This window comes from Paraprevotella xylaniphila YIT 11841 (genome assembly GCF_000205165.1).
Taxonomy (GTDB): domain Bacteria; phylum Bacteroidota; class Bacteroidia; order Bacteroidales; family Bacteroidaceae; genus Paraprevotella; species Paraprevotella xylaniphila.
Map to the genome: position 1 here is coordinate 138804 of NZ_GL883837.1, position 23605 is coordinate 162408.

Genomic DNA, 23605 nt, shown 5'->3' on the forward strand with positions numbered 1-23605 from the left:
TTACAATGTTTGAAGCATTTATTTCAATCTTCATCACTTTTTGCCACGTCCTCCGGCATCCGTTTTCTCTCGCTCTTCCTACAGCCCTTGTTTGCCCACACAACAGGCTCCGATAGAAATAAAGCCACAAAATCTGCTATTTTTATCAGGTTTAATCCATATTTTTACTAATTTTGCAAAAAGTCTAATCACATATATCATGAAAAGGACCCTATTTTTATTATACGCCCTTTGCTTGTTTTGCATAACACCTGCGTATTCGCAAGACCCGCAAGGGTATTCTTTCATGCACATCAACAGCGAGACCGGATTGTCGCAAAGCAATGTAAAAGCCATCATACAAGACAGCTATGGCTTTATATGGTTTGGAACTAAAAACGGCCTGAACCGTTACGACGGGCAGCGGGTCGTTCAATTCGACTGCAACGACTATGCCCGTCAGCGTAGCAACCAGAATATTTCAACCCTATTCGAAGACGACCGGCACATCCTATGGATAGGTACCGACGAAGGAGTCTTCCGGTACGATCCGGCGGCCGACGTATTTACGTTCCTGGATGCTCAAACCGATAAAGGGGAGACCATCACCACCTGGATTTCCACCATATTAAAAGATGAGAAAGGAAACATCTGGATATGTGCCCCAAGCCAAGGCGTGTTCCGTTACGACGAAAAGAAACTTTACCGCTACTCCGATTTTCCCAACGGGTCTTATCCCCATAATATCTGCATCTGCGACAATGGGGACATTTATGCCGTGTCATGGTATACCGGACTTCTTAAATATGATGCCCACAACCAGAACTTCGTCCAAATAAAAGAAGACGCAAAGGGACGCTCGTTGCTGAACATGGAAATCAACACGCTGAGCCAACAAGGAGATTTCTTGATTATGAGCATACAAAACGGCGACCTAAAAAAATACAATATCCGGAAAAGCATTTTGGAAGACATTACATTACAAAGCCTGCGACATACCTTCACACGGTTCGCCACCGTATATGGAGATGAGATTTATGCCGGCACGTACGACGGCTTATATGTCATCAATGAAAAGGCACGCTCCGTCAAGCACTTCAGCCAAGACCTGCTCAACCCTTCCGGCCTGGCCGACAATATCGTGTATTCCGCCTACCGCGACCGCGAAGGAGGGTTGTGGATCGGTACGATGTACGGCGGAGTCAACTATTTGCCCAACAATACCTTCGCTTTCCGGAAGTACCTGCCCGGTTATCAGGAAAGTTCCCTGTCCAGCAAGAGAATCCGTGAACTGGCCGAGGACGGGCGTGGGAACCTTTGGATAGGGACAGAAGACGCAGGCATTAATGTCATGTCACTCAGCGACCACAAAATTTGGCGTTATCCCCTCCCCCAGGCCAACTTCAACACCCACATAACGATCGTAGTCAGTGCTTACGGCGACAACATATATTGCAGTCTTTACAAAGACGGGTTGGTGGTCATCGATGACAAAGGCAAATCGACATTCTATAACTACAATGAACTTCACGTAGGCTCTGGCGGATGCAGCATTTACGCGCTTTATATGGACCGTGAAGGAACGCTTTGGGCCGGTTCTGACTTCGGTGTATTCTATGCTCCCAAAGGAACCTTTAAATTCATAGCCCTCCCGGAACTGAAAGACCAATGGGTGTTCGACATCTTGCAGGAAAAGAACGGAACGTTCTGGTTTGCCACGATGGGAAAAGGCGCATGGAAGTACAATCCCCAGGACAATACATTCAAACATTATACGAATAAGGACGGGACTTCCGACAAGACCCCATCCCAATCTATCAGTTCCAATTCCATCAGTTCGCTGATGCAGGACAGTAAAGGGAATGTCTGGTTATCCACCGACCGGGGTGGCCTTTGCCGTTACAATCCGAAGGAAGACAACTTCACAAGGTTTTCTGTGGAAGAAGGCATGCCGGACAACGTAGCCTACAAAGTATTGGAAGACGACTACGGGTATCTATGGTTCGGAACCAACAGGGGATTGGTCCGCTTTAAACCCGAAACGAAAGAAATCCGCGTCTTCACCGTACACGACGGCCTGTGCGGTAATCAATTCAATTATAAGTCAGCGGTAAAAGGCAGTGACGGCAATTTCTATTTCGGCAGTATAGAAGGCTTGATTTCCTTTAATCCTAATATCAAGGAACAGACAGCCCCCGTACCTCCCATTTACATCACGCGCTTCTCCATCTTCAATGAAGAAGTGACGGTGCACACGCCCGGTTCTCCTCTCAAACAGAGCATCATCGGGACGGATAAGATAGTATTGCCTTACAATCAGGCCAATATCAGCCTTGACATAGCTTTGCTGTCCTATTCGACTTCGCAGACCAATGAATACTTCTATAAACTGGAACCTGTCGACAAACAATGGATACGTACGAGAACAGAAAACAGTATATCCTACGCCAATCTGTCACCGGGCAAGTATATCCTGCACCTACGTGCCACCACGAACGGAGGCACACCGGAAACCACCCAATATGCGACCCGTTCGCTGACCATAGTCATCTTACCGCCTTGGTATGCTTCCACATGGGCATACATCATTTATGCCTTATTGGGAATTTGTGCGTTCGGCGGTTGGTTCTACTGGTACCGGAAACACAAGAACGAACAATTCTCCGAACAACAGAAACTGTTTGAAATAGAAAAGGAGAAAGAACTCAATCAGAACAAGGTAGAGTTCTTCACGGAAATAGCACATGAAATCCGCACCCCGTTGACCCTAATCAACGGGCCGTTGGAAATCATACAGGAAATGCACATTCAGGACGAGAAACTGAACAAGAACCTGAATGTCATTGCCACCAATACCAAACGGTTGCTTAACTTGGCTTCGCAGTTGCTCGACTTCCAAAAGATGGGTGCCAATAAACTGACCTTGAATTACGAAGTCGTGAACATATCCGAATTACTGCAAGAGACAGTCAACCGTTTCGAGCCGACTTTCACCCATCAACATAAAGAGCTGAAAGTAGAGAATTTCGAAAACGACATCATCGCTTATATCGACAAAGAAGCCATCACCAAGATACTGAGCAACCTGCTTAATAACGCCTTGAAATACGGCAATGAGCATATTTCGGTCAATTTGAGCAAATATGATGGCAACTTCTCGGTCAGCGTATGCAGCGACGGAGCCAAAATACCCGAAGAGAAAGCAGAGCAGATATTCGAACCGTTCTTCCAAGGGGAAGAGAAAAAGAAAGAAAAACAAGGTGTCGGCATCGGCCTGGCCTTGGCACGCTCTTTGGCTTTGCTGCATAAGGGGACGCTCATGCTCGACACGCGTCAACCCGCCAATACCTTCGTATTGACCATTCCCCTCAATATGGAGGATATGATGGCCAACGGAAACAAACCGTTCAGCCAAGCCGACCTTCCGCTCAACGAAACCACTTCGGCCGACGAAAACACAAAGGGAAACGTCATCCTCATCGTCGAAGACGAAGACAGCATCCGCAATTTCATGAAAGAAAGGCTTTCGCCGCTCTTCATCGTGGAAACGGCATCTAATGGAAAGGACGCGCTCGACACCATACGGAAAGAACACATAGACCTCGTCATCAGCGATGTCATGATGCCGGAAATGAACGGTTATGAACTCTGTACCGCCATCAAGTCGGACATCAACCTATGCCATATCCCTATTATATTCCTTACGGCCAAGAATGATATAGACAGCAAAGTCAAGGGGCTGAAGGTCGGGGCTGAAGCCTACATTGAGAAACCGTTCTCATACGATTATTTAAAGGCACAGATCCTGTCCCTCCTCAATAACCGGCAGAAAGAACGCGAGGCATTCTCCAAACGGCCGTTCTTCCCCGTACAGAACATGCAAATGAGCAAAGAAGACGAAGTATTCATGAACAAGGTCATCGAAGTCATCAATGCCAACATGGAAGACGAAACGTTCAACGTAGAACGTATGGCTGAAGCATTGTGCCTGAGCCGTTCAAGCCTGCTACGTAAAATCAAGACATTGTTCAACATGTCTCCGATAGACTTCATCCGGCTGATTCGCCTTAAGAAAGCAGCCGAGCTTATTCAGGACGGGAAATACCGGGTAGGAGAAATCAGTTACATGGTAGGATTCGGTTCACATTCCTATTTCAGCAAACTTTTCTTCAAACAGTTCGGCATGACACCCAAAGATTTCGAGCAACAAATCGCGAGCACGCGCAGCAAAGTCCGGAACGTACAAGAAATAAATATAGAAGATTTAATTCAAAATAATAGGGCAAATTCATAAAAGAAAGTGGAATGCGTCAAACGTAGTATTTTATGAAGTACTACTTTTGGTCGGATTATTTTTCATCCTTTACATTTGCATGGTTAACTTAATAGTTACGATGCAATCGATGGAAAATAATCCGACTTTTTTATAAGTAGTCACTAAATAAAATATTCACTGATCTATTATGAGAACAAAAGAACTATTCGGCCTGTTGCTGTGGAGCACGTTCGGCTCGTTGCAAGCTTTCGCACAAGTAAGCTATCTGCATAGCGATACTCAGAATGCTGCCTGGACCGTAATGCCCGAAGAAGAAGTAGGAAAAGACATGTTGCGCCTTACGCAGAACGGCTACCAAAATCCCAAGGCCGTCAAAGCAGTCGTGCCGGGCACGGTTTTTACGTCATACGTGACTGCCGGCCAAGAAAAAGACCCTAATTTCGGAGACAACATACAGAAAGTCGACCGAAAGAAATACGACCGCAGCTTCTGGTACCGTACGGAATTTAAGATTCCATCCGATTTCGACAAAGAAATCATCTGGTTAAACTTCGACGGAATTAACCGCAAAGGTCAAATTTACCTGAATGGAAACCATTTAGGAAACTTAGACGGTTTCATGCACCGCGGACATTTCAACGTAACCCAATTAGTAGACCGCAACGGTTCCAACACATTGGCCGTACTGGTGGATATTCCCCGTACTCCTTTGGCCAATCAGGGAAGCCCCAATTACCTTTCCAGCGGCGGATGGGACTGGATGCCTTACGTTCCAGGACTTAATTCCGGTATCACCGACAAGGTTTGGTTGGAAAATACGGGCAAAAGCACGATTACCGACCCTTGGATGAGGTCGAAACTCGTCTCCCGTTCCCTCGCAGAGCTTACCCTTCAGGCCGAAGTCACCAATAATGGCGGCTCACAAAGCAAAACTACGGTAAAAGGTACCATCACTCCGGGTAACATCACCTTCAGTCAGGAAGTAGATTTGCAAGCCGGAGAGACCAAAACCGTCAAATTCGACAAGCGCTATTTCCCGCAAATGGTAGTGAACAACCCTAAACTTTGGTGGCCCAACGGTTACGGAGAACCTCATCTCTATACCTGCCGTTTGGAAGTGGTCAATGACGGTAAGACCTCGGAAACCGAGGAATTCCGTTTCGGTATCCGTCAATATTCATACGACAAGAAAGGCGGAGTCTTCCATCTTTACATCAATGGCGTACCTGTTTTCGTCAAAGGCTCTGACTGGGGAATGAGCGAATACATGTTGAGAAGCAACCCTGAACATATCCGCACTTGGGTAAAATTGAACAAGGAAATGAACTTCAACATGATTCGCAACTGGTTGGGTTCTGTGACCGAGAAACAATTCTATGAAAGCTGCGACGAACTCGGCATCATGATTTGGGACGATTTCTGGATTAACTCCAATCCGAACCTGCCCTACGACCTGAATGCCTTCAACAACAACATGATGGAGAAAATCAAACGTTTCCGCAACCACCCCTCCATCGCGGTATGGTGCGGTGACAACGAAGGCACGCCCGAACCGCCCCTTACGGGATGGATGGCGGAAAACATACGCACGTTCGACGGCGGAGACCGTCATTTCCAACCTTGTTCCAACAACGGTGGCCTGAGCGGCAGCGGCCCTTGGGACGCAAAAGACCAACGTTGGTACTTCACAGCTTATCCGGACTGCAAATCGGGTAGCGGCTTCACACGCGGATGGGGCTTCCGCACGGAAATCGGTACAGCTGCAGTACCCAACTATGAAAGCCTCGTGAAATTCATGCCCGAAAAAGACTTGTGGCCCATCAACGACATGTGGAACCTCCACTACTTCGGCCAGATGGCTTTCAATGCCGGGCCGGAGCGCCATACGGCGGTCATCGAGAACAGCTACGGCGGCGCGAAGGATGCAAAGGAATTCTGTACGAAATCGCAATGGGTGAGTTACGAAAGCAACAAAGCCCTCTATGAAGGTTGGCTCGACCACATGTGGAACGATGCCACAGGAGTCATGCTCTGGATGAGCGGCGCGTCTTATCCCAGCATGGTTTGGCAGACTTATGACTACTATTATGACCTGACGGGAGCCTATTTCGGCTGTAAACAGGCTTGCGAACCGGTGCATATCTACTGGAATCCCGTGACGGAGGAAGTAAAGGTAGCCAATACCACGACCAAAGACTATGAAGGGCTGACAGCCGAGGCAACCGTGTACAACATGGACGGTAAACCTGTGGCCCGTTACAGTGAAAAAGCTACCGTCAACTCGACTTCCAACGCCGTAGCCCAATGCTTCAAGCTCAAATTCAATACAGACCGCGACATTTTGTCACTGAATTGCCCGGCATACGCCTCTTCAACCAACCAAGGCGAACCGGCTTTCGTGACCGACGGCAAAGCCGACACCCGTTGGGCTGCCGTCCGTGCCGATAACGAATGGATTTATGTAGACCTCGGCAGCGAAAAGATGGTAGGCGGCGTACGGTTGAACTGGGAAGCCGCATACGGAAAGTCTTATAAGATACAAGTTTCCAACGATGCCAAAAGTTGGACAGAAGTCTACAAGACAGAAGAAGGGCGCGAAGGCATCAACGAGGTGTTCTTCCCTGAAGAAATCAAAGCCCGCTATGTACGTATGCTAGGCATAGAACTGGGTTGGTGGTTCGGTTACTCTTTGTGGAGCATGGACGTATTGAGCGGCACGAAACCTTCTGAAGGGCTGAGCGACGTGCATTTCCTCCGCCTGACCCTGAAAGACAAAGAAGGAAAGGTGGTTTCCGAGAACAATTACTGGAGAGGTAATGAACGTACCAATTTCAATGCCCTCAACCAACTTCCGGGCGTGAAACTGAACGTGTCATCGAAACTGACCCGCAAAAACGGAGAAGCCACAATACAAGCCACCATCGGACTGCCTAAATCAGCCGATGCCGTAGCTTTCGGCGTGCGCGTGCAAGCCGTCCGCACCTCCGACGGCGAACGCTTGCTCCCGGCCTTGATGAACGACAACTACTTCACCTTGGTTCCGGGAGAAAAGAAGAACATCCAAATCACTTTTGACGAGTCGCTCCTACAGGGAGGCTCTTACAAGCTTATCGTTGCACCATACAACCAAAACCTATAAACTTTATCCGGCCGGAGGAGGTGTTTCCGCACGCCTCCCCCGACCGGATGTTTTTAAATGCTTTAAGACATGAAAATCAAAAACATTACACGTGACATGGGCTTCTGTGCCGTGTTAGCTTGTGCGAGTCTGCAAACGCCGGTTATGGCAAAAGTCACATTGCCCGCTTTCTTCACGAGCAACATGATCATCCAACAGAAAACCACCATGACTTTGTTCGGAAAAGCCAAGGCGAACAAGAAAGTAAGCGTGGAAACCAGTTGGAACAACCAACACTATGAAGCCCAAGCGGACGCAAAAGGCAACTGGCGTATCGAGATCGCAACTCCGGCAGCCGGAGGCCCTTACCGCATCACCCTGTCCGACGGTAAAAAGACCGTATTGGACAATGTTATGGCGGGCGAAGTCTGGTTCTGTTCCGGACAATCCAACATGGAAATGCCTTTAGCCGGATGGGGAAAAATCAAAAACTACGAACAAGAAATCGCAACGGCCGATTACCCCGGCATCCGCCTCTTCCAAGTCAAGAAACACACCTCGGTGGCACCGCTCGACGCCTATCAGGTAGAATCCACCATGGGCGGTTGGAAAGAATGCTCACCGTCCACGGTTCCGGAGTTTTCTGCCGTGGCTTACCTTTATGCCCGCGAACTGCACCGAAAACTGAACGTACCGGTCGGGGTCATCGACTGCACTTGGGGAGGGACACCTGCCGAAGCATGGACCTCGTCCGAATCGCTCAAACAAGTCATGGGTTATCAAAAGAAAGTCGGACAACTGGAAGCATTGGGCTTCGACCGCGACAAGATCATGGCCGAATACGGAAAAGAACAGGCACAATGGAAAGCCGAACTCAGCAAAGTGGACAAAGGCTTCCAAAATGGAAAGGAGTGCTGGATTGGCAGTGACTTGGATGACAACGACTGGCAACAAATGGAACTCCCGGGATATTGGGAAGGCAAAGGACTCCCCAATTTCGACGGAGTGGTGTGGTTCCGCAAGCAAATCGACATTCCATCCGAATGGACAGGTAAAGACTTGCAACTGAATCCCGGCATCATCGACGATGAAGACATCATCTATTGGAACGGCGAGCAAATCGCCAACGGCGCAGGCTACAACGTACAGCGCCATTACACCGTACCGGGCCGTCTGGTCAAGGCAGGCAAGAACACATTGGCCATCAAAGTCAACGACAACGGCGGTGAAGGCGGCATAGCCGGAAAAGCAGAGGACATGAACCTCAAACTGTCGGACAAGGACATGCTCTCTCTGGCCGGGAACTGGAAATACCGCGTAGGCTGTTCCTTGGCCGACATGCCTCCCGCTCCGATTTATCCTGAGCATTCCTCTTTCCCTTCCGTACTTTTCAACGGAATGGTACATCCCTGTCTGGAATATCCCATCAAAGGCGTCATCTGGTATCAGGGTTGCAACAACGTGGGACGTGCAGAAGAATATGAAAGCCTCTTCCAAACGCTGATTACAGACTGGCGCAAGCAGTTCGGACAACCCGACATGCCATTCTATTTTGTGCAACTGGCCAACTACTTGGACCGCAAGTTGGTACAGGCAGACTCGCCATGGGCCGCCCTTCGTGAAGCACAATCCAAAGCGCAGCATCTGGCCCACACCGGAATGGCAGGCAATATCGACATCGGCGAGGCGCATGACATCCATCCCAAAAACAAACAAGAAGTGGCCCGCCGTTTAGCCGCCATCTCCTTGGCCGACACCTACGGGCAGAAAATACCCGCGCAAGCACCGGTTTACGACAACTACACGGTGGGAAGCGACGGCAAGGTCCGTATTTCGTTCACAATCCCCGCCATCGGCGAACGCTTTGAGCAGAACAAAGACATCAAGGGCTTCACCATTGCCGGCCCCGACCATGTGTTCTACCCCGCCGAGGCCTATACGGACGGCGACGATGTGGTGGTCTACTCGCACTATGTCAAAGTGCCGGTAGCCGTCCGTTACGGATGGGCCGATAATCCGGAGTGCACATTGCGCACACCCGGCAATTTCCCCGTGGCTCCTTTCCGTACCGATAATTGGTAAAAACAATTTTATTCAAAACATAAACCATTTGATCATTTATGAAAATCAAATCATTCTTATCACTATGCCTGCTCGCAACGGCATCTACCGTCGCGGCAGACGAGTTCATCAAAATCAACACCGACCAGATCGGCATGGTGTTGCGCGTCAAAGACAACGGCCGCCTCTACCAGTCGTACTTGGGCAAACGGTTGGCCAACGACAACGACTTGCAACACCTTCCGCAAGGCAACGAGGTATACCTCACCCACGGCATGGAAGATTACTTTGAACCGGCCATCGAAGTACACCACAACGATGCCAACCCGTCGCTGCTACTCAAGCACGTGTCGCACGAGCAAAAGAACATACAGCCGGGTGTGGACGAGACGGTCATCACGATGCAAGACGACAAGTATCCCGTCACAGTGAAGCTCCACTATGTGTCCTATGCCAAAGAAAACATCATCAAGACTTTTACTGAAATCAGCCATCAGGAGAAGAAGCCTATCCAACTGGAACGCTATGCTTCCGCCATGCTGCACTTCAGCCGCCCGGCCTATTACCTCACGGAGTTTTCCGGCGACTGGATTTATGAGGCCACGATGAGCACCACACCGCTGAACTTCGGCAAGAAAGTGCTCGACACGAAACTGGGCGCACGTGCCAACATGTTCACGCCTCCCATGTTCATCCTCTCGTTGGACAAGGAATCAAACGAAACCGAAGGCGAAGTCATACTCGGCACGTTGGGCTGGACGGGTAACTTCCGTTTCACATTCGAGGTGGACAACAAGAAAGACCTTCGCGTCATTGCCGGTATCAACCCGTATTTCTCGGAATACTCTTTGCCCAAAGGCGAAACGTTCCGCACACCGGACTTTTATTTCACTTACAGCGACTGCGGACGCGGACAGGCCAGCCGCAATTTCCACGACTGGGCACGCAAATACCAACTTAAAGACGGACAAGAAGACCGCCTGACCCTGCTGAACAACTGGGAGGCCACTTACTTCGATTTCGACGAGGATAAGTTGGTGGAACTCATGGGCGATGCCGTGAAATTGGGCGTGGACATGTTCCTGCTCGACGACGGATGGTTCGGCAACAAATACGAACGCCACAGCGACACACAAGGCTTGGGTGACTGGGACGAAACGAAACACAAGCTCCCCCACGGCATCCAGAAGTTGGTGGACGAAGCTGCCAAACGCAACATCAAGTTCGGCATCTGGATTGAACCGGAAATGGTCAGCCCCAAGAGCGAACTTTACGAGAAGCATAAGGATTGGGTGATTCACTTGCCCAACCGCGACGAATATTACTTCCGCAACCAAATGGTTCTCGACCTGAGCAACCCCGAGGTGCAGGACTTCGTCTTCGGCGTAGTAGACGGCCTGATGACCAAATATCCGGGCATCGCTTATTTCAAGTGGGACTGCAACAGCCCGATTACCAACATCTACTCTCCGTATCTGAAAGACAAGCAGACTCATCTCTACGTAGACTACGTGCGCGGCCTGTACAAGGTGCTCGACCGCATCAAGGCCAAGTATCCGAAGTTGCCGATGATGCTTTGCTCAGGTGGTAGCGGCCGTATCGACTACGAGGCTCTGAAGTATTTCACGGAGTTCTGGGCCAGCGACAACACCGACCCCATCCAACGCCTGTTCATCCAATACGGCTATTCGTTCTTCTATCCGGCCAAGTCCATGAGCGCCCACGTCACCACATGGAACAAGAACGCGAGCATCAAGTTCCGCACGGACGTGGCCATGATGGGCAAGCTCGGCTTCGACATCAAGCTCAGCGACATGAGCAGTGACGACCTTACCTACTGTCAAGGTGCCGTGAAGAACTACAAACGACTGCGTCCGGCCATCATGGAAGGCGACCTCTACCGTCTCGTGTCTCCCTACGAAGGCCTGCGCACCCATGCGGCCAACCAATTCGTATGCAAGGACAAGGACAAAGCCGTGGTCTTTGCCTTCGATGTGTATCCGGGTTATGGCGAGAAGCTCCTCCCGGTACGCCTGCAAGGCTTGGATGCCAACAAGCAGTACCGCGTGAAGGAAATCAACATGATGCCGGGCCAGGGCTCTTCGCTTGAAGGTAATGACCGCGTATTCTCCGGTGATTACCTGATGAAAGTCGGGCTGAACCTTTTCACCGGCAACAAGCTTTACAGCCGCGTGGTGGAAATCACAGCCGAATAAACATTCAATCAAAAAGAAATGGAAATCAGAAGTTATATCATAGGGGTAGCCGCTGCGACATGCAGCGCGCTACCTTTTTCGCATTGTTTCGCATGGGAAGGCAACGTGCTGGTATCCACTCCGCACACATCCATGCTTCTCCATGCCGGTGAAGGCCAAGACCTGCGCTTCGCCTACTTCGGCGACCGCATCGAAGAGAGCCAGATACACCAGATTCACGACGCATGGGACGGGCTGAACCGCACGGCATACCCTACTTTCGGCCAACCGCCCCACCAGATTTTTGCTTTGCAAGCCGTACATGCCGACGGGAACTGGACCACGGACTTGACCGTGGAAAACGTGGAGACCTCAACCCTCGACAACGCCAAACTCACGGCCATCACGCTGAAGGACAAGGTTTATCCTTTCCAAGTGAAGCTCTACTACAAAGCTTACAACGACATCGACATGATTGAGACGTGGAGCGAGATTTCACACACTGAAAAGAAAACCGTGGTGCTGAAACGCTTCGACTCCGGACATTTCCTGATACGCCGCGGCGACGTATGGGTTTCGCACCTCCATGGCTCATGGGCTGCCGAAACTCATGTCACGACCGAACCGCTCACACCGGGCATCAAGATGATAGAGAATGTGGACGGGGCGCGCAACGGCCATCTGGATCACCCTGAGGTCATGTTCTCGCTCGACGGGAAACCGCACGAGAACGAAGGACGCGTCATCGGCGCCGCCCTTTGTTGGAGCGGAAATTACGCCATCCGCATGGTGACGGACAATAATTTCGTACACCGTGTCTTTGCGGGCATCGACAGCGAAAGCTCGGAATACAAACTGGCTCCGGAAGAGGTATTCACCACCCCGAAGCTCGCCCTCACTTACTCCGGCGAGGGGCTGAGCGGTGCCAGCCGTAACTTCCACCGTTGGGCACGCCACGCCGGTATGCTGCACCACGGTAATCAGGTACGCCCTGTGCTGCTCAACAGTTGGGAAGGCGTGTACCTCGATGTCAACGAACCGGCCATGGCCGAAATGATGAAGGACATTGCCACGTTGGGCGGCGAACTGTTCGTCATGGACGACGGGTGGTTCGGCGACAAGTACCGCCGCGTGCAGGACAACTCTTCGCTCGGTGATTGGGTGGTAGACCAAAAGAAACTGCCCCACGGTATCGAAGGGCTCATCCGGGAGGCCGACAAGAACGGCATCAAGTTCGGCATCTGGATAGAGCCGGAAGCCGTGAACAGCAAGAGCGAACTGTTCGAGAAACATCCTGATTGGGCCTTGCAAGTCAAGGAACGCCCCTTGCAATACGGGCGTGGCGGCACACAGATGCTTCTCGATGTGTGCAACCCCAAAGTGCAAGATTTCATGTTCGGCATCGTAGACAACCTTTTGAGCCGGCATCCTCAAATTGCTTACATCAAATGGGATGCCAACGTGGAACTGAAGAACTATGGTTCCACCTACCTGCCCAAGGACAAACAGTCGCACATATACATTGAATACCATCGCGGCTTGAACAAAGTGCTCGAACGCATCCGCGCCAAGTATCCCGACGTGCTGATTCAAGCCTGCGGAGGAGGCGGAGGACGCGCCAGTTACGGTGTCATGCCCTACTTCGACGAGTTCTGGGTGAGCGACAACACCGATGCCTTACAACGTATTTACATGCAGTGGGGCACCTCGTATTTCTACCCCTCCAACGCCATGGCACAGCACATCAGTGCCTCGCCCAACCACCAGACAGGACGTATCGTACCCATCAAGTTCCGTTGCGACGTGGCCATGAGCGGACGCTTAGGATTGGAGCTGCAGCCTTCCAAAATGACCAAAGAGGAATACCGGCAGGCATCGCAAGCCGTGAAGGACTACAAGTCAGTGCGCGAAGTCATCCAGTTGGGCAACCTCTACCGTCTGGTATCGCCTTACGACGACAAAGGTATCGCCTCACTGATGTACACTGACGATGCGAAAAACAAGGCGGTGTTCTTCGCCTATAAAATGGAACATTTCATGAACCAGGTTATACCCCGCGTCTGCCTGCGCGGCCTCGACCCGGCCAAGAACTACCGCGTACGCGAGTTGAATGTCAAGACCGGCGGACAGCCCTGTTTCTTGAACGACAAAGTATTCTCCGGCGCTTTGTTGATGAACACCGGCATCGAAATGCCTTTGGGAAGCGACTACGCCAGCTGCGTGTTGGAACTCATTGCTGAGTAGAACCCGCGATCTTTTTCGGATAGGAAACGCATTGAATCTGGAGTTTGTACCTTTTCTTAGAGTACAAACTCCTTTTTTATTGGCATAAATAGAAGAAGAGAGGAAAAATAACGGTATATTTGTAACATCATCGTAATACGTATGACATCTTGAGTTCATATCAAATGCCTACCTTTGCCCCCAAATCAACACATTATGAAGAAAATCGCCATTTTAGCCTTGGGCTTGTTGCCCGCCCTCCCTGCCGCAGCCGACGAAGGGAAAGAAGAAAAAGCCAAAACGGATTACCGCCCGGTTGTCCACGGCACACTGCGCGGAAAATACGAATACCAACCGGAAGAAAAGGCCGGACGCTTCCAAGTGCGTACCGCCCGGGTCAGCATCGAAGGTAAAGTAGCCCCCGTAGTGGCTTACAAAGCCGAAATCGACTTGTCCGACGAAGGCAAAATCAAAATGCTGGATGCCTACACCCGGCTCAGCCCGCTGAAAGGTTTCGATTTCACCATCGGGCAGATGCGCGTCCCGTTCACTATCGACGCCCATCGCTCGCCCCACCAACAATACTTCGCCAACCGTTCGTTCATAGCCAAGCAAGTGGGCAACGTGCGAGACGTGGGAGCCACGTTGGGCTATAAAATAGACGGCTCGCTGCCCCTCACCCTGCAGGCCGGAGTATTCAACGGCTCAGGACTGACCGACCAGAAGGATTTCTGGACCAACAACATCAACTATTCCGCCAAGGCACAATGGCAACTGCCCAAAGGCTTTTCAGTCACGCTGAGCGCACAGAAAATCAGGCCGGAACATATCTCGGTCAACATGTACGACGGCGGCATCACTTACAAGTCCGGAAGATGGACGGCAGAGGCGGAATACTTGTATAAACACTATACCAAAGATGCCTTCCGGGACGTGAACGCTTTCGACGGGTTCATTTGTTACGACCTGCCACTGAAAAAAATATTCAGCAAAATCTCATTCCTCGGACGCTTCGATTACATGGGCGACCACAGCGACGGAACGGCCGACGAAAACGGGCACCTCACACTGACCGACGCCGAACGTAAGCGCATCACCGGCGGCATCACGCTAAGCATCGCCAAACCATTCATCTCGGACATCCGTATCAATTATGAGAAATATTTCTACAATGACGGAGTCACCCCCAAAGTGTCCGAACAAGACAAGATAGTCATTGAATTCATGACTCGCTTCTAACTTATTATCAACATATTACAAAACCGGAATCGTTTGGCGCAGAATGAAAATTCATTCTGCGCCAAACGATTTTTCAATCTCCTGAGATTGATTTTCCGTTCTCAGCACATCTTTTTCCGAAACTCCTTACCTCTTGAAACGCACCTCATAAAGGTCGCGCCGGCGGTCTTTCAAATTCCTTACACCGCCATAAGTATGCAGCTCGCTCAGAAGGTCCAAATCGACATCGGACACAAGAATCATTTCCGTGTTCGGCGTGGCCTCCGCCCGGCGCCCGTCAGTGGGGAAAGCAAAATCGCACGGAGTGAACACGCCGGATTGCGCATACTGTATGTCCATGTTGTGCACGCGCGGCAGGTTGCCCACGCTACCGGCTATCACCACAAAGCATTCGTTCTCGATGGCACGGGCCTGCGCACATACCCTCACACGGGAATAAGCGTTCTGCGTGTCCGTCAGGTAAGGCACGAAGAGGATTTGCATTCCTTGGTCGGCCATGATGCGCGACAGTTCGGGGAACTCCACATCGTAACAAATCAGCACGCCGATCTTGGCACAATCCGTGTCGAAGGTCTTCAGCATGCTGCCCCCGGACAGCCCCCAACTCTTGGTCTCGTCGGGCGTGACATGTATCTTCTCGTACATCTCGTAACTGCCGTCGCGGCGGCACAGGAAGCCCACGTTATAAAGGTTGCCGTCGCGCTGCAAGGGCATGCTGCCGGTGATGATGTTGATGTTGTAGCTGATGGCCAACTGCAAGAAACGGTCGCGTATCTCGTCGGTGTAACCGGCCAGTCCCCGGATGGCCTGCGACTCGCTCAGGTTGTTGAATTCCGCCATCAACGGGGCGTTGAAATACTCCGGAAAAAGGATGAAATCGCTTTTGTACCCCGACACGGCATCCACGAAAAACTCTATCTGCTCGAACAGGTCGTCTATCGTCCGGTAACCGCGCATCTGCCATTGCACCAACCCCACCCTGACCGTCGTCTTGGCAGGCAACGGCTCAGCCGTCTCCGGTTGGTAATAGATATTGTCCCACTGGAGGAGGCAAGCGTAATGCTTGGACTCCTCGTCGTTGGGCAAATAGTTGGTCATGACCTTACGGACGTGGAAGTCGTTGGAAAGCTGGAAGGTCAGCACCGGGTCGTAAATCTCCCGTTTGCGCACCTGCTCGATATACTCCTTCGGACGCATCCTATCCGCGTATTTATGGTAGTTCGGGATACGGCCGCCGAACATGATGGCCTTCAGGTTCAGCTTCTCGCACAGTTCCTTGCGGTACTCGTACATACGGCGTGCCAGGCGCAAGCCGCGGTAGTCGGGATGGATGAACACCTCGATGCCGTAAAGGATATTCCCCTTGGGATTATGCGTGCAGAACGTCTCGTTTCCCGTCACTTTGGCATACGTATGGTCTCCTTTCACCAAATCGTAATCCACGATGATGGAAAGGGCGCAACCGACAATCTTGTCATCGGCTACCGTCACCACCTGCCCTTCTGGAAAGATGCGTAACAACGTCTCTATCTGTTCATGAGTCCAAAACACATCGCTGCCGTCCGAATACACACGGCGGAACGACTGCGCCAACTGCCCGTAATCCTCTATCTGGAGCGGACGCACCTGGATTTTACCGATATTCTGATTTTCCATTCCTATTATATAATAAAGATACTTCGAGAGTGCAAAGTTACGGCTAATTTGGATGCGCTGTCATTCCAGAGGAGTTAAATCCGCCCGAAAGGATGCAAAATCCGGGTATAGGGAAGGACATACGGTTTCATTTCTCCGAAAAAAAGGCGAACTTTGCGCCATGTTTACCGTCATTTTGATTTTATGGGGCAGCGCGGCGATAGGCTACGTGCTGCGCCGCCATCCGTTCAGAGCCGTAGGACGGCTTACCACTTGGTCCGTATGGTTGCTGTTGTTCCTGATGGGATGCGAAGTCGGAGCCAATCCGGACCTGATTTCCCAATTGGGCACCTTGGGCTTGGAAGCCCTCATCCTTACCGTGGCTTCCTTCGCGGGCTGCATGGGACTGTCATGGGCTTTTTGGGAGTACCTCCAAAAACATCCGAAAAACAAAAACACGGGTCTCTCAAATTCCCTGTCAGAAGCAAGTTCCTCTCCCATTTCCCCGAAGCCCTCCATCCGGCAACAGACGGGCGAAAGCATGGTCATCGTAGGGTTCTTTGCCTTTGGAGTTTCGGGCACCCGCTTAGGCTGGATTCCCGTCCTGCCACCGGAAGCGGGATTCTACGCCCTCTGCCTGCTGTTGGGGTGCGTAGGATTCAGCATCGGGCAAAATGACGAGATGCGCCACGGCCTGCGGAAAATAGACAAGCGGCAAGCCTTATTGCCGGTCGTAACAGCCATCGGGACCTGGTTGGGGGCGATTTCCACTGCCCTGCTCATCCAACGGCACACCCCGGCTGACTGGTTGGCAGCGGGGTCGGGATTCGGCTATTATTCACTTTCGAGCATCCTTATCACGGAAATGAGGGGAGCCGAACTGGGCACGATAGCCCTTATGTACAATATCTTCAGGGAACTGGCCGCACTCATCGGCGCCCCCCTGCTATATCGCATGTTCGGGCCATTGGCTCCCATCAGCCAAGGCGGTGCCACCACGGGCGACACGACGCTCCCCATCATCGCCGGATGCTGCGGCAACCAGTTTGTCCCGCTTTCCATTTTCCACGGTTTTGCCCTCGATTTCACCGTCCCGTTTTTAGTTCCCTTTTTCTGTTCGCTGTCTTAATCCTCCAAACACAAAGGCGGGACATACTTGGATGGTATGCCCCGCCTTTATGAGGATAAGCCTGAAACCGGACCGTAATTACTTCTTCAAAACTTTCACGACCTGCGTGCCTTCGTTTCCGGCAAATTGGAACACATAAATTCCTTTCTGCCATGAAGCTGCCGCAATATGGGCAGAACCGCCGGCAGACAAAGCGTAAGTACCCACGAGCTGTCCAGAAGTGGCATATACGTCCAAACGGTTGTACGAAGACGGATAAATCACGTCGAAACCTTCTCCCGCCGCCGTTACGTCCACCCGGCCGGAGGCATTGACTGCCTCTACGGACAAAGCGTCGTCGGCAGCACTGCGATCTCCTTGGTAAATCGTCAGGTCACGCGAAAAGCCCTTATTATCCGTCAGCGTCAGCGTGGCACGGCGGCCTTTCACATTCCATGGCTTGGCCTGTGCCGTCATGCTGATAGCAAACAAATTGGATTTGCCTTCAGCTTCCACCGGCTGAGTCACTGTGAACCAATCGCCATCCGAAGAATTAGACACGGTGGCCGATACCGTCACATCATTTGAAGCTCCACCCAACCAATCTAAAATCAAATATTTCTGAGTCTCACCGTCTATGCTAAAATCATAGTTTGTGTCTTGCACAAAATCGAGGCGCGCATTATCCTTGCACATAATCATATAAGGAGTAGCCACATACTGATGAATATCAAGAGAGCTAGCATAATTGAAATCCACCACTTCGTTACCATTCTGAAGTTGCAACACATATTGGCACATTTGACCGGCATATTCCCCTTTCTTCGGCACATAATAGGCCGTATTGCGCTCAGAATCCGTAAAGTCCATACGGTCCAACTGGGAAAGCAAAGCCCACTTCGTACCGTCCTGAGGCCCGTCTATCATAACATAGAAACTGCTGTTCACCAAACATTCCGGAGTTTCGGTATTCACGGCAACTTCCCAAACCCGCAAGGTAGTGGTGGAAAGGTCACGATCCAATTTAGCTTTCACGTCCTTGAACTCTTTTACCAAGACCCATTCATCCTTTTTTGAATCGTATTCGGCCCAACTCACAGTAAAACGTTTCTTACCTAAATCCACAGTTGTCGGAGTCAACACATAAAAATGAGTTCCCCACAAAACCACAGCCCCGTCCTTAGGCGCATCAAAAAGTTCCACATAAGCCGGTTGCGTATCCGTGTCCCATCCAAAAAGCATATTACCGTTTCCCCACGGATCCGTAGGACTAAGGGCAGAATAAAAGGTATTCACAAACGGCTCAGCATCTACATCCACATTGTAAACGTAAGCCATTCCCGAAAGAGCTACCATACCCGGAAGGAACTTGGTCTGGTCTACATAATCCTGACTATACCCCATTTGATAAACAGAATCCACACCATTCATCGTAGCCGTCAGTTTCGGTGTATTCAAATATACCCCGTTGTTAGCAAAATAAGGATGCATCAATACGGTATCTTCCGAGAACTTGTCCCCATCGAAGTCCCACTCAAAAGCACTAAAAGTACCTTCTTTGGAACGGTTGGCAAAATGGAGGTCACGGTCGGGATAACCCAAAATCCCCCTACGCGCATACACAACAGAGTCATCCTCCAATATAGTCAATGCAAATCCGGGCACCAAATTATAATAGCCTGCATCTACAGAATAAAACGCACCGGGCTTAGAGGGGGTATCACGCGTCATTACATTGTACACATCCACTGCCTCCTGCGTTTGCATCACACGAGGCGCAGCCAATCTGGCACCTTTCTGATTAATGGCATTCACCGGCGAAGCAGCCCGCAATGCTTTCAGACTGGACGAAGACAAGTGCTGCTTGTGTGAAATATGCTCTCCCGCTACTGGTAATTGCGCTGCAACCGACAAAGCACAAACTGCCAACGCTGCGGAAAATGTCCCCTTTAAAATCTTATTATTCATACCTTTTTGCTTTTTACTGATTCAATACAATCTTTCCGCTCACCTTGCCGTCCGCACCTTCAATGCAATAAAGCCACAACCCGGCAGAAAGGTTTTCTAATGAAATCTGCCCCTTGGCATTTTCCAATTCCTGCGACATTACCTTGCCACCATCCAGACCGTAAACGGAAAGTGTACGACCTGCCGGTGACGCGAAATTGTAAGAAATGACATTACCACTGACTTTCACAGCCTTTTTCTTATCTGCCTGCACACCGTCTACCGAAAGAAGTTCATCATCGTTGGTCATCACCAAAGTAAAATAAACTTTATCGGATTCTTTACCGGGCACCCATGCAGAAACCTGTACGCGTTTGGTAATTGTAATATCCGTTTCACCGACTTTCCCAAAATATTCAATCAACAAGTCTTCCTCTTTTCCTGCAAACAACTTACAACGGTCATCATTCTTCAAAACCGTATAATTGTTTTCCGCACTCGTATTGATACATCCCCCAAAAGCACAAAAATCGATGGTTGACTCATCCAAAGATTTCACTTCCACAGCAACATTTGTATTAGCATCCGAAGTCAAGTATATTGGTGGGAAAAAGGCATATTGATTATCGTATTCCAAATAATCTTTATCATAGTCACCAAAATAGACCGTAGCCCCGTTCCCTATCTCCTGCGCACCGTAAGTGAGCTTCAGCGTCTGCGCCTCTATTCCCATTACGGCAAACAGCGATGCACATAAAATCGTAGAAATTTTTTTCATAATCATTTCATTTTATCTATTAATACTTAATCACTTTACTTCACACTCTACTGCTTGTAATACCCCGTCAGCTTCCGTATATACAAAACCCACGACAGAAAGATTCTCGACGTTCCATTCAGACTTAATCTGAACGCCCCGCTCAAAATCCAAGAACATGTCTTTTTGTAAGGAGACTTCTTCTCCTCCTACACCATTCACAGCACCACGGTAAACATGATTATGCACATACTTCCGATCGGTCTGACGCCCGTTTCGCTGACGAGCCACAATACCATTCTCCGTCACCCAAAGCTGAAGTTTGGCATTCACAGTCACACCCGGCTCCAAATGGACGCGGATGGCTATACTATCCTTCCCTACCACAGAATCGGCCTCAATGGAGAGCTGTACCTGGGTATCTTCAGCCAATGCATCACGTACCGTCGTCGACCATTTGGAATAATCACAAAGTCCCCCTCTACGGTTCACAACTCCCGTTGGTAATGATACATTATCAGGATTGGCCCATTGCGACAAATAGACATTGCCATCCGGTAACATCAACCCGCCTCTCGGATCCCCCTCCGGAATTCCAAAAACACTTGTTGCATGTACAGCCACAGCCACGACAGCATCTCCATATTGCTCCTTCAGACTGGCTACCACTTCATGGGCCGTAGGACAATTGGAGCAGTCCTGCCCGGTGAAGTCCTCCAACAAAACGTTACGTTTCACTTCCACATCACCCATGGAAATAAAGCGGTCTTGCTCGTCCACTTCGTCACAACCGGCCAAAGTCGCCAAGGCTACGAAAGCCCCCCATATATAGTTTTTTACCTTCATGCGTTAAAAATTAAAGTTGTAAGACATCTGGAAACCGCGCGTGGCCGGTACATAACGGCAAACACCGCCGGAACAGTTGTAGCCCGCACGCGTGCGGCCATAACCGGCCATCAGGCGGTGCGCCTTGTAATTGAAGGTCACGGAACCCATATAATAATGCACGTTGCTCTCTCCGTTGTTCCACATGTCGCTCACGGTAAACATGAAATACGGCAAAACGGAAAGTTCCAACAGCCCGTAGGTCCAATCACCTTCATCCTGCTTCGTAGCCAGATACTGGGCCTCGGCACGCAAGGTCAGTTTATTGTTGAACTGGTATTTACCTTCCGCCACCGCAATATGCGATTTAATCATGCCGTTATCTTCCTGACGGATGACCGCATCATTGAAACGTTGGTTCATGTACATCAAATTCAACTTGAAGGCTTTGGTCAGCTTCTTCTCCATCTGCACGTTGATGTCTTGATAATAGGTTTCTCCCCCCACCTTGAAGAACTTGGACTTGTAGCCCTTCGTCCCGTAAAGGGAAGTACCCACGGCAGCATCCACATCTTCCTTGTCCAATGAACGCACATGGCTGAAATTCACTTTCAGCTTCGTGCCATACTTACCGCCCAACGGGGTACGGCGTGCAAAGTTATAGCCCACTTCTCCCTGAAACGCCCATTCGCCTCCCGCAGCCTGCGTGGCATAAGGATAAAGGGCTGCCAAAGCATAAGTATGTTGGTAGGCAAAAGCAGGCATATTATTGATAAACACCGAATTGCCGTTCATCGAACGTTGACTGCGATAGGCCATGTCCTCGCTACGCTTCACCTGCAACAGGGCACTCATGCCACGCCGGGAATAAGACCCCGACAACATGAGGGCATTGCCACGATGATAGATATACCCGTTGTCGAAAGACGGGTCCTGGCTTTTCCAGGCATATTCGGCCAACAAACTGTAATCGCCTTTTTGGAAACGTGAACGCACATCAAAGGCACTCACCATCTCTGGCAGGTTCAGACGGTAGTTCGTACCCGGCACGACGATGTCCTCGTCCTTTTCATGTTTCAGCACGTAAGAACCGCCCACCATCCAAGTGATGTTCTTGTCGCGCATCCGTGCCGAATATTGTTCCAAGTTCAATTCCAAATCGGCACCGCCGACCCATGAATCCTTGCTCCAATCCCAATAACGACGTTGCAGACCGCCCAACACTTTGAACGATACCCCCTTCAAACCGGTCACATTGACCCGTGCACCACGCAGGGAATTGTCGATACCCAAGCTACGTTCCTCATAGGTCCGGAACACAAAACCACTACCGAACTGGTCATAAAAGTCTCCGGCTGTAATATCCACCCCCTTCAACTTTCCTTTCACATAGATGTGGGGCACTCCCCATCCTTTGAAATCCGGCTCAAAACCGGGAAGAGGAAATTCCGTAAATTCCAACCGGGCACCCGCATCGACATACTTGCTCATCAGATTCAAGTCGGCATAAGTATTGGTCAGCCCCCAATCACTGTAAGTTCCGGTCCCGATTTTTTCATCTTCTTCCGGAATCAACACGTCGCTTTGCACGCTTCCGTGCAAAACGACCTTACGTCCACTTTCCTGCGCATTCGCAACAAAGGCCAACAGCCCTGCTCCACACAGCGCCATTGGCTTTAAGCTTATTTTCATTATACCTTATTATATATTATAACAGATTATTTCCCGGCAATCAGCTCACGTATCTTTTCTATCAAATGACTTTCGGCACCTTCTGTATAACCGCTACGTGATTCGGCAATATTACCCTTACCATCAATGATGAACACGTGGGGAATCATCTGTACCCCCATGGCACGACGAAACTCGCTATTGGGATCAAGCAACACCTCGTATTCCCATCCTTCGCCATCCACCAATGGTTTTACCTTATTAATATTTTGGGCCTGATCGATAGAGACAGCAATGACCTTCATACCAGTCTCATCCTGCCAATCGGCATACTGCTCGCTAATGGCTTTCAGCTCCCGATTACAAGGCTTACACCATGTAGCAAAAAAACTAATCACAAAAGGTTTTCCGTCATTACTTAACTTGGAAGTATCCACGGTCTTGCCTTCCAAATCTTTTAACTGGACAGAAGGCAACTGCGCACGAACCGCTGCCGCTACAAGCAGTAGGGTGCACAAGCTAAAGAATCTTACTAAAATCTTCATCTATACAAGTTTTGATTGCAAAAATA

Annotated in this window: 13 protein-coding genes; 7 read left to right on the forward strand and 6 right to left on the reverse strand. The window is 50.2% G+C overall.

Annotated features, from left to right (window positions below; translation table 11 throughout):
• The first annotated feature begins 199 nt into the window (after nucleotides 1–199).
• The 6 genes from HMPREF9442_RS06225 (at nucleotide 200) to HMPREF9442_RS06250 (ending at nucleotide 15091) form a co-directional block, all read left to right on the forward strand.
• Nucleotides 200–4273 carry a two-component regulator propeller domain-containing protein gene (locus tag HMPREF9442_RS06225; protein WP_253271047.1) on the forward strand — a complete coding sequence of 1358 codons (4074 nt, stop codon included), beginning with the start codon at nucleotides 200–202 and terminating at the stop codon, nucleotides 4271–4273.
• Nucleotides 4274–4442: 169 nt separating this feature from the next.
• Entirely contained in the window at nucleotides 4443–7394 is a 2952-nt protein-coding gene (locus tag HMPREF9442_RS06230) for a discoidin domain-containing protein (protein WP_008626533.1), read from the forward strand.
• Between the two features lie 69 nt (nucleotides 7395–7463).
• The gene (locus tag HMPREF9442_RS06235) at nucleotides 7464–9455 is read left to right on the forward strand and encodes a sialate O-acetylesterase (protein WP_008626534.1); all 1992 of its coding nucleotides are present in this window, start codon (nucleotides 7464–7466) and stop codon (nucleotides 9453–9455) included.
• 38 nt (nucleotides 9456–9493) lie between these two features.
• Nucleotides 9494–11650, forward strand: coding sequence for an alpha-galactosidase (locus tag HMPREF9442_RS06240; protein ID WP_008626535.1), 2157 nt, complete (start codon nucleotides 9494–9496; stop codon nucleotides 11648–11650).
• A gap of 18 nt (nucleotides 11651–11668) precedes the next feature.
• Complete coding sequence (locus HMPREF9442_RS06245; protein WP_040602718.1) at nucleotides 11669–13873, forward strand: alpha-galactosidase; 2205 nt, start codon at nucleotides 11669–11671, stop codon at nucleotides 13871–13873.
• A 195-nt stretch (nucleotides 13874–14068) separates the two neighbouring features.
• A complete protein-coding gene (locus HMPREF9442_RS06250) occupies nucleotides 14069–15091 on the forward strand; it encodes a porin (protein WP_008626537.1) in 1023 nt (340 codons plus the stop codon).
• A 126-nt stretch (nucleotides 15092–15217) separates the two neighbouring features.
• Here the strand turns inward: HMPREF9442_RS06250 and HMPREF9442_RS06255 are convergent, their stop codons facing one another.
• On the reverse strand, nucleotides 15218–16747 hold the full coding sequence (locus HMPREF9442_RS06255) for a carbon-nitrogen hydrolase family protein (protein ID WP_008626538.1): 1530 nt from the start codon (nucleotides 16745–16747) through the stop codon (nucleotides 15218–15220).
• Nucleotides 16748–16907: 160 nt separating this feature from the next.
• Between HMPREF9442_RS06255 and HMPREF9442_RS06260 the strand changes: the two genes are divergently transcribed.
• Complete coding sequence (locus HMPREF9442_RS06260; RefSeq protein ID WP_008626540.1) at nucleotides 16908–17855, forward strand: LysO family transporter; 948 nt, start codon at nucleotides 16908–16910, stop codon at nucleotides 17853–17855.
• Nucleotides 17856–17933: 78 nt separating this feature from the next.
• On the opposite strand, the gene HMPREF9442_RS06265 is transcribed toward HMPREF9442_RS06260, so the two are convergent.
• Genes HMPREF9442_RS06265 through HMPREF9442_RS06285 form a run of 5 tightly spaced genes read right to left on the reverse strand, consistent with a single transcriptional unit; the run spans nucleotide 17934 to nucleotide 23579 of the window.
• A complete protein-coding gene (locus tag HMPREF9442_RS06265; RefSeq protein ID WP_008626541.1) occupies nucleotides 17934–19802 on the reverse strand; it encodes a T9SS type A sorting domain-containing protein in 1869 nt (622 codons plus the stop codon).
• Between the two features lie 13 nt (nucleotides 19803–19815).
• On the reverse strand, nucleotides 19816–20559 hold the full coding sequence (locus tag HMPREF9442_RS06270) for a T9SS type A sorting domain-containing protein (RefSeq protein ID WP_157183529.1): 744 nt from the start codon (nucleotides 20557–20559) through the stop codon (nucleotides 19816–19818).
• Nucleotides 20560–20589: 30 nt separating this feature from the next.
• Nucleotides 20590–21384: an Omp28 family outer membrane lipoprotein gene (locus tag HMPREF9442_RS06275; RefSeq protein WP_008626543.1), complete on the reverse strand. Its 795-nt coding sequence runs from the start codon at nucleotides 21382–21384 to the stop codon at nucleotides 20590–20592.
• A 3-nt stretch (nucleotides 21385–21387) separates the two neighbouring features.
• Entirely contained in the window at nucleotides 21388–23034 is a 1647-nt protein-coding gene (locus HMPREF9442_RS06280; protein ID WP_253271048.1) for a DUF6029 family protein, read from the reverse strand.
• A 47-nt stretch (nucleotides 23035–23081) separates the two neighbouring features.
• Complete coding sequence (locus HMPREF9442_RS06285; RefSeq protein ID WP_008626546.1) at nucleotides 23082–23579, reverse strand: TlpA family protein disulfide reductase; 498 nt, start codon at nucleotides 23577–23579, stop codon at nucleotides 23082–23084.
• Nucleotides 23580–23605 lie beyond the last annotated feature (26 nt).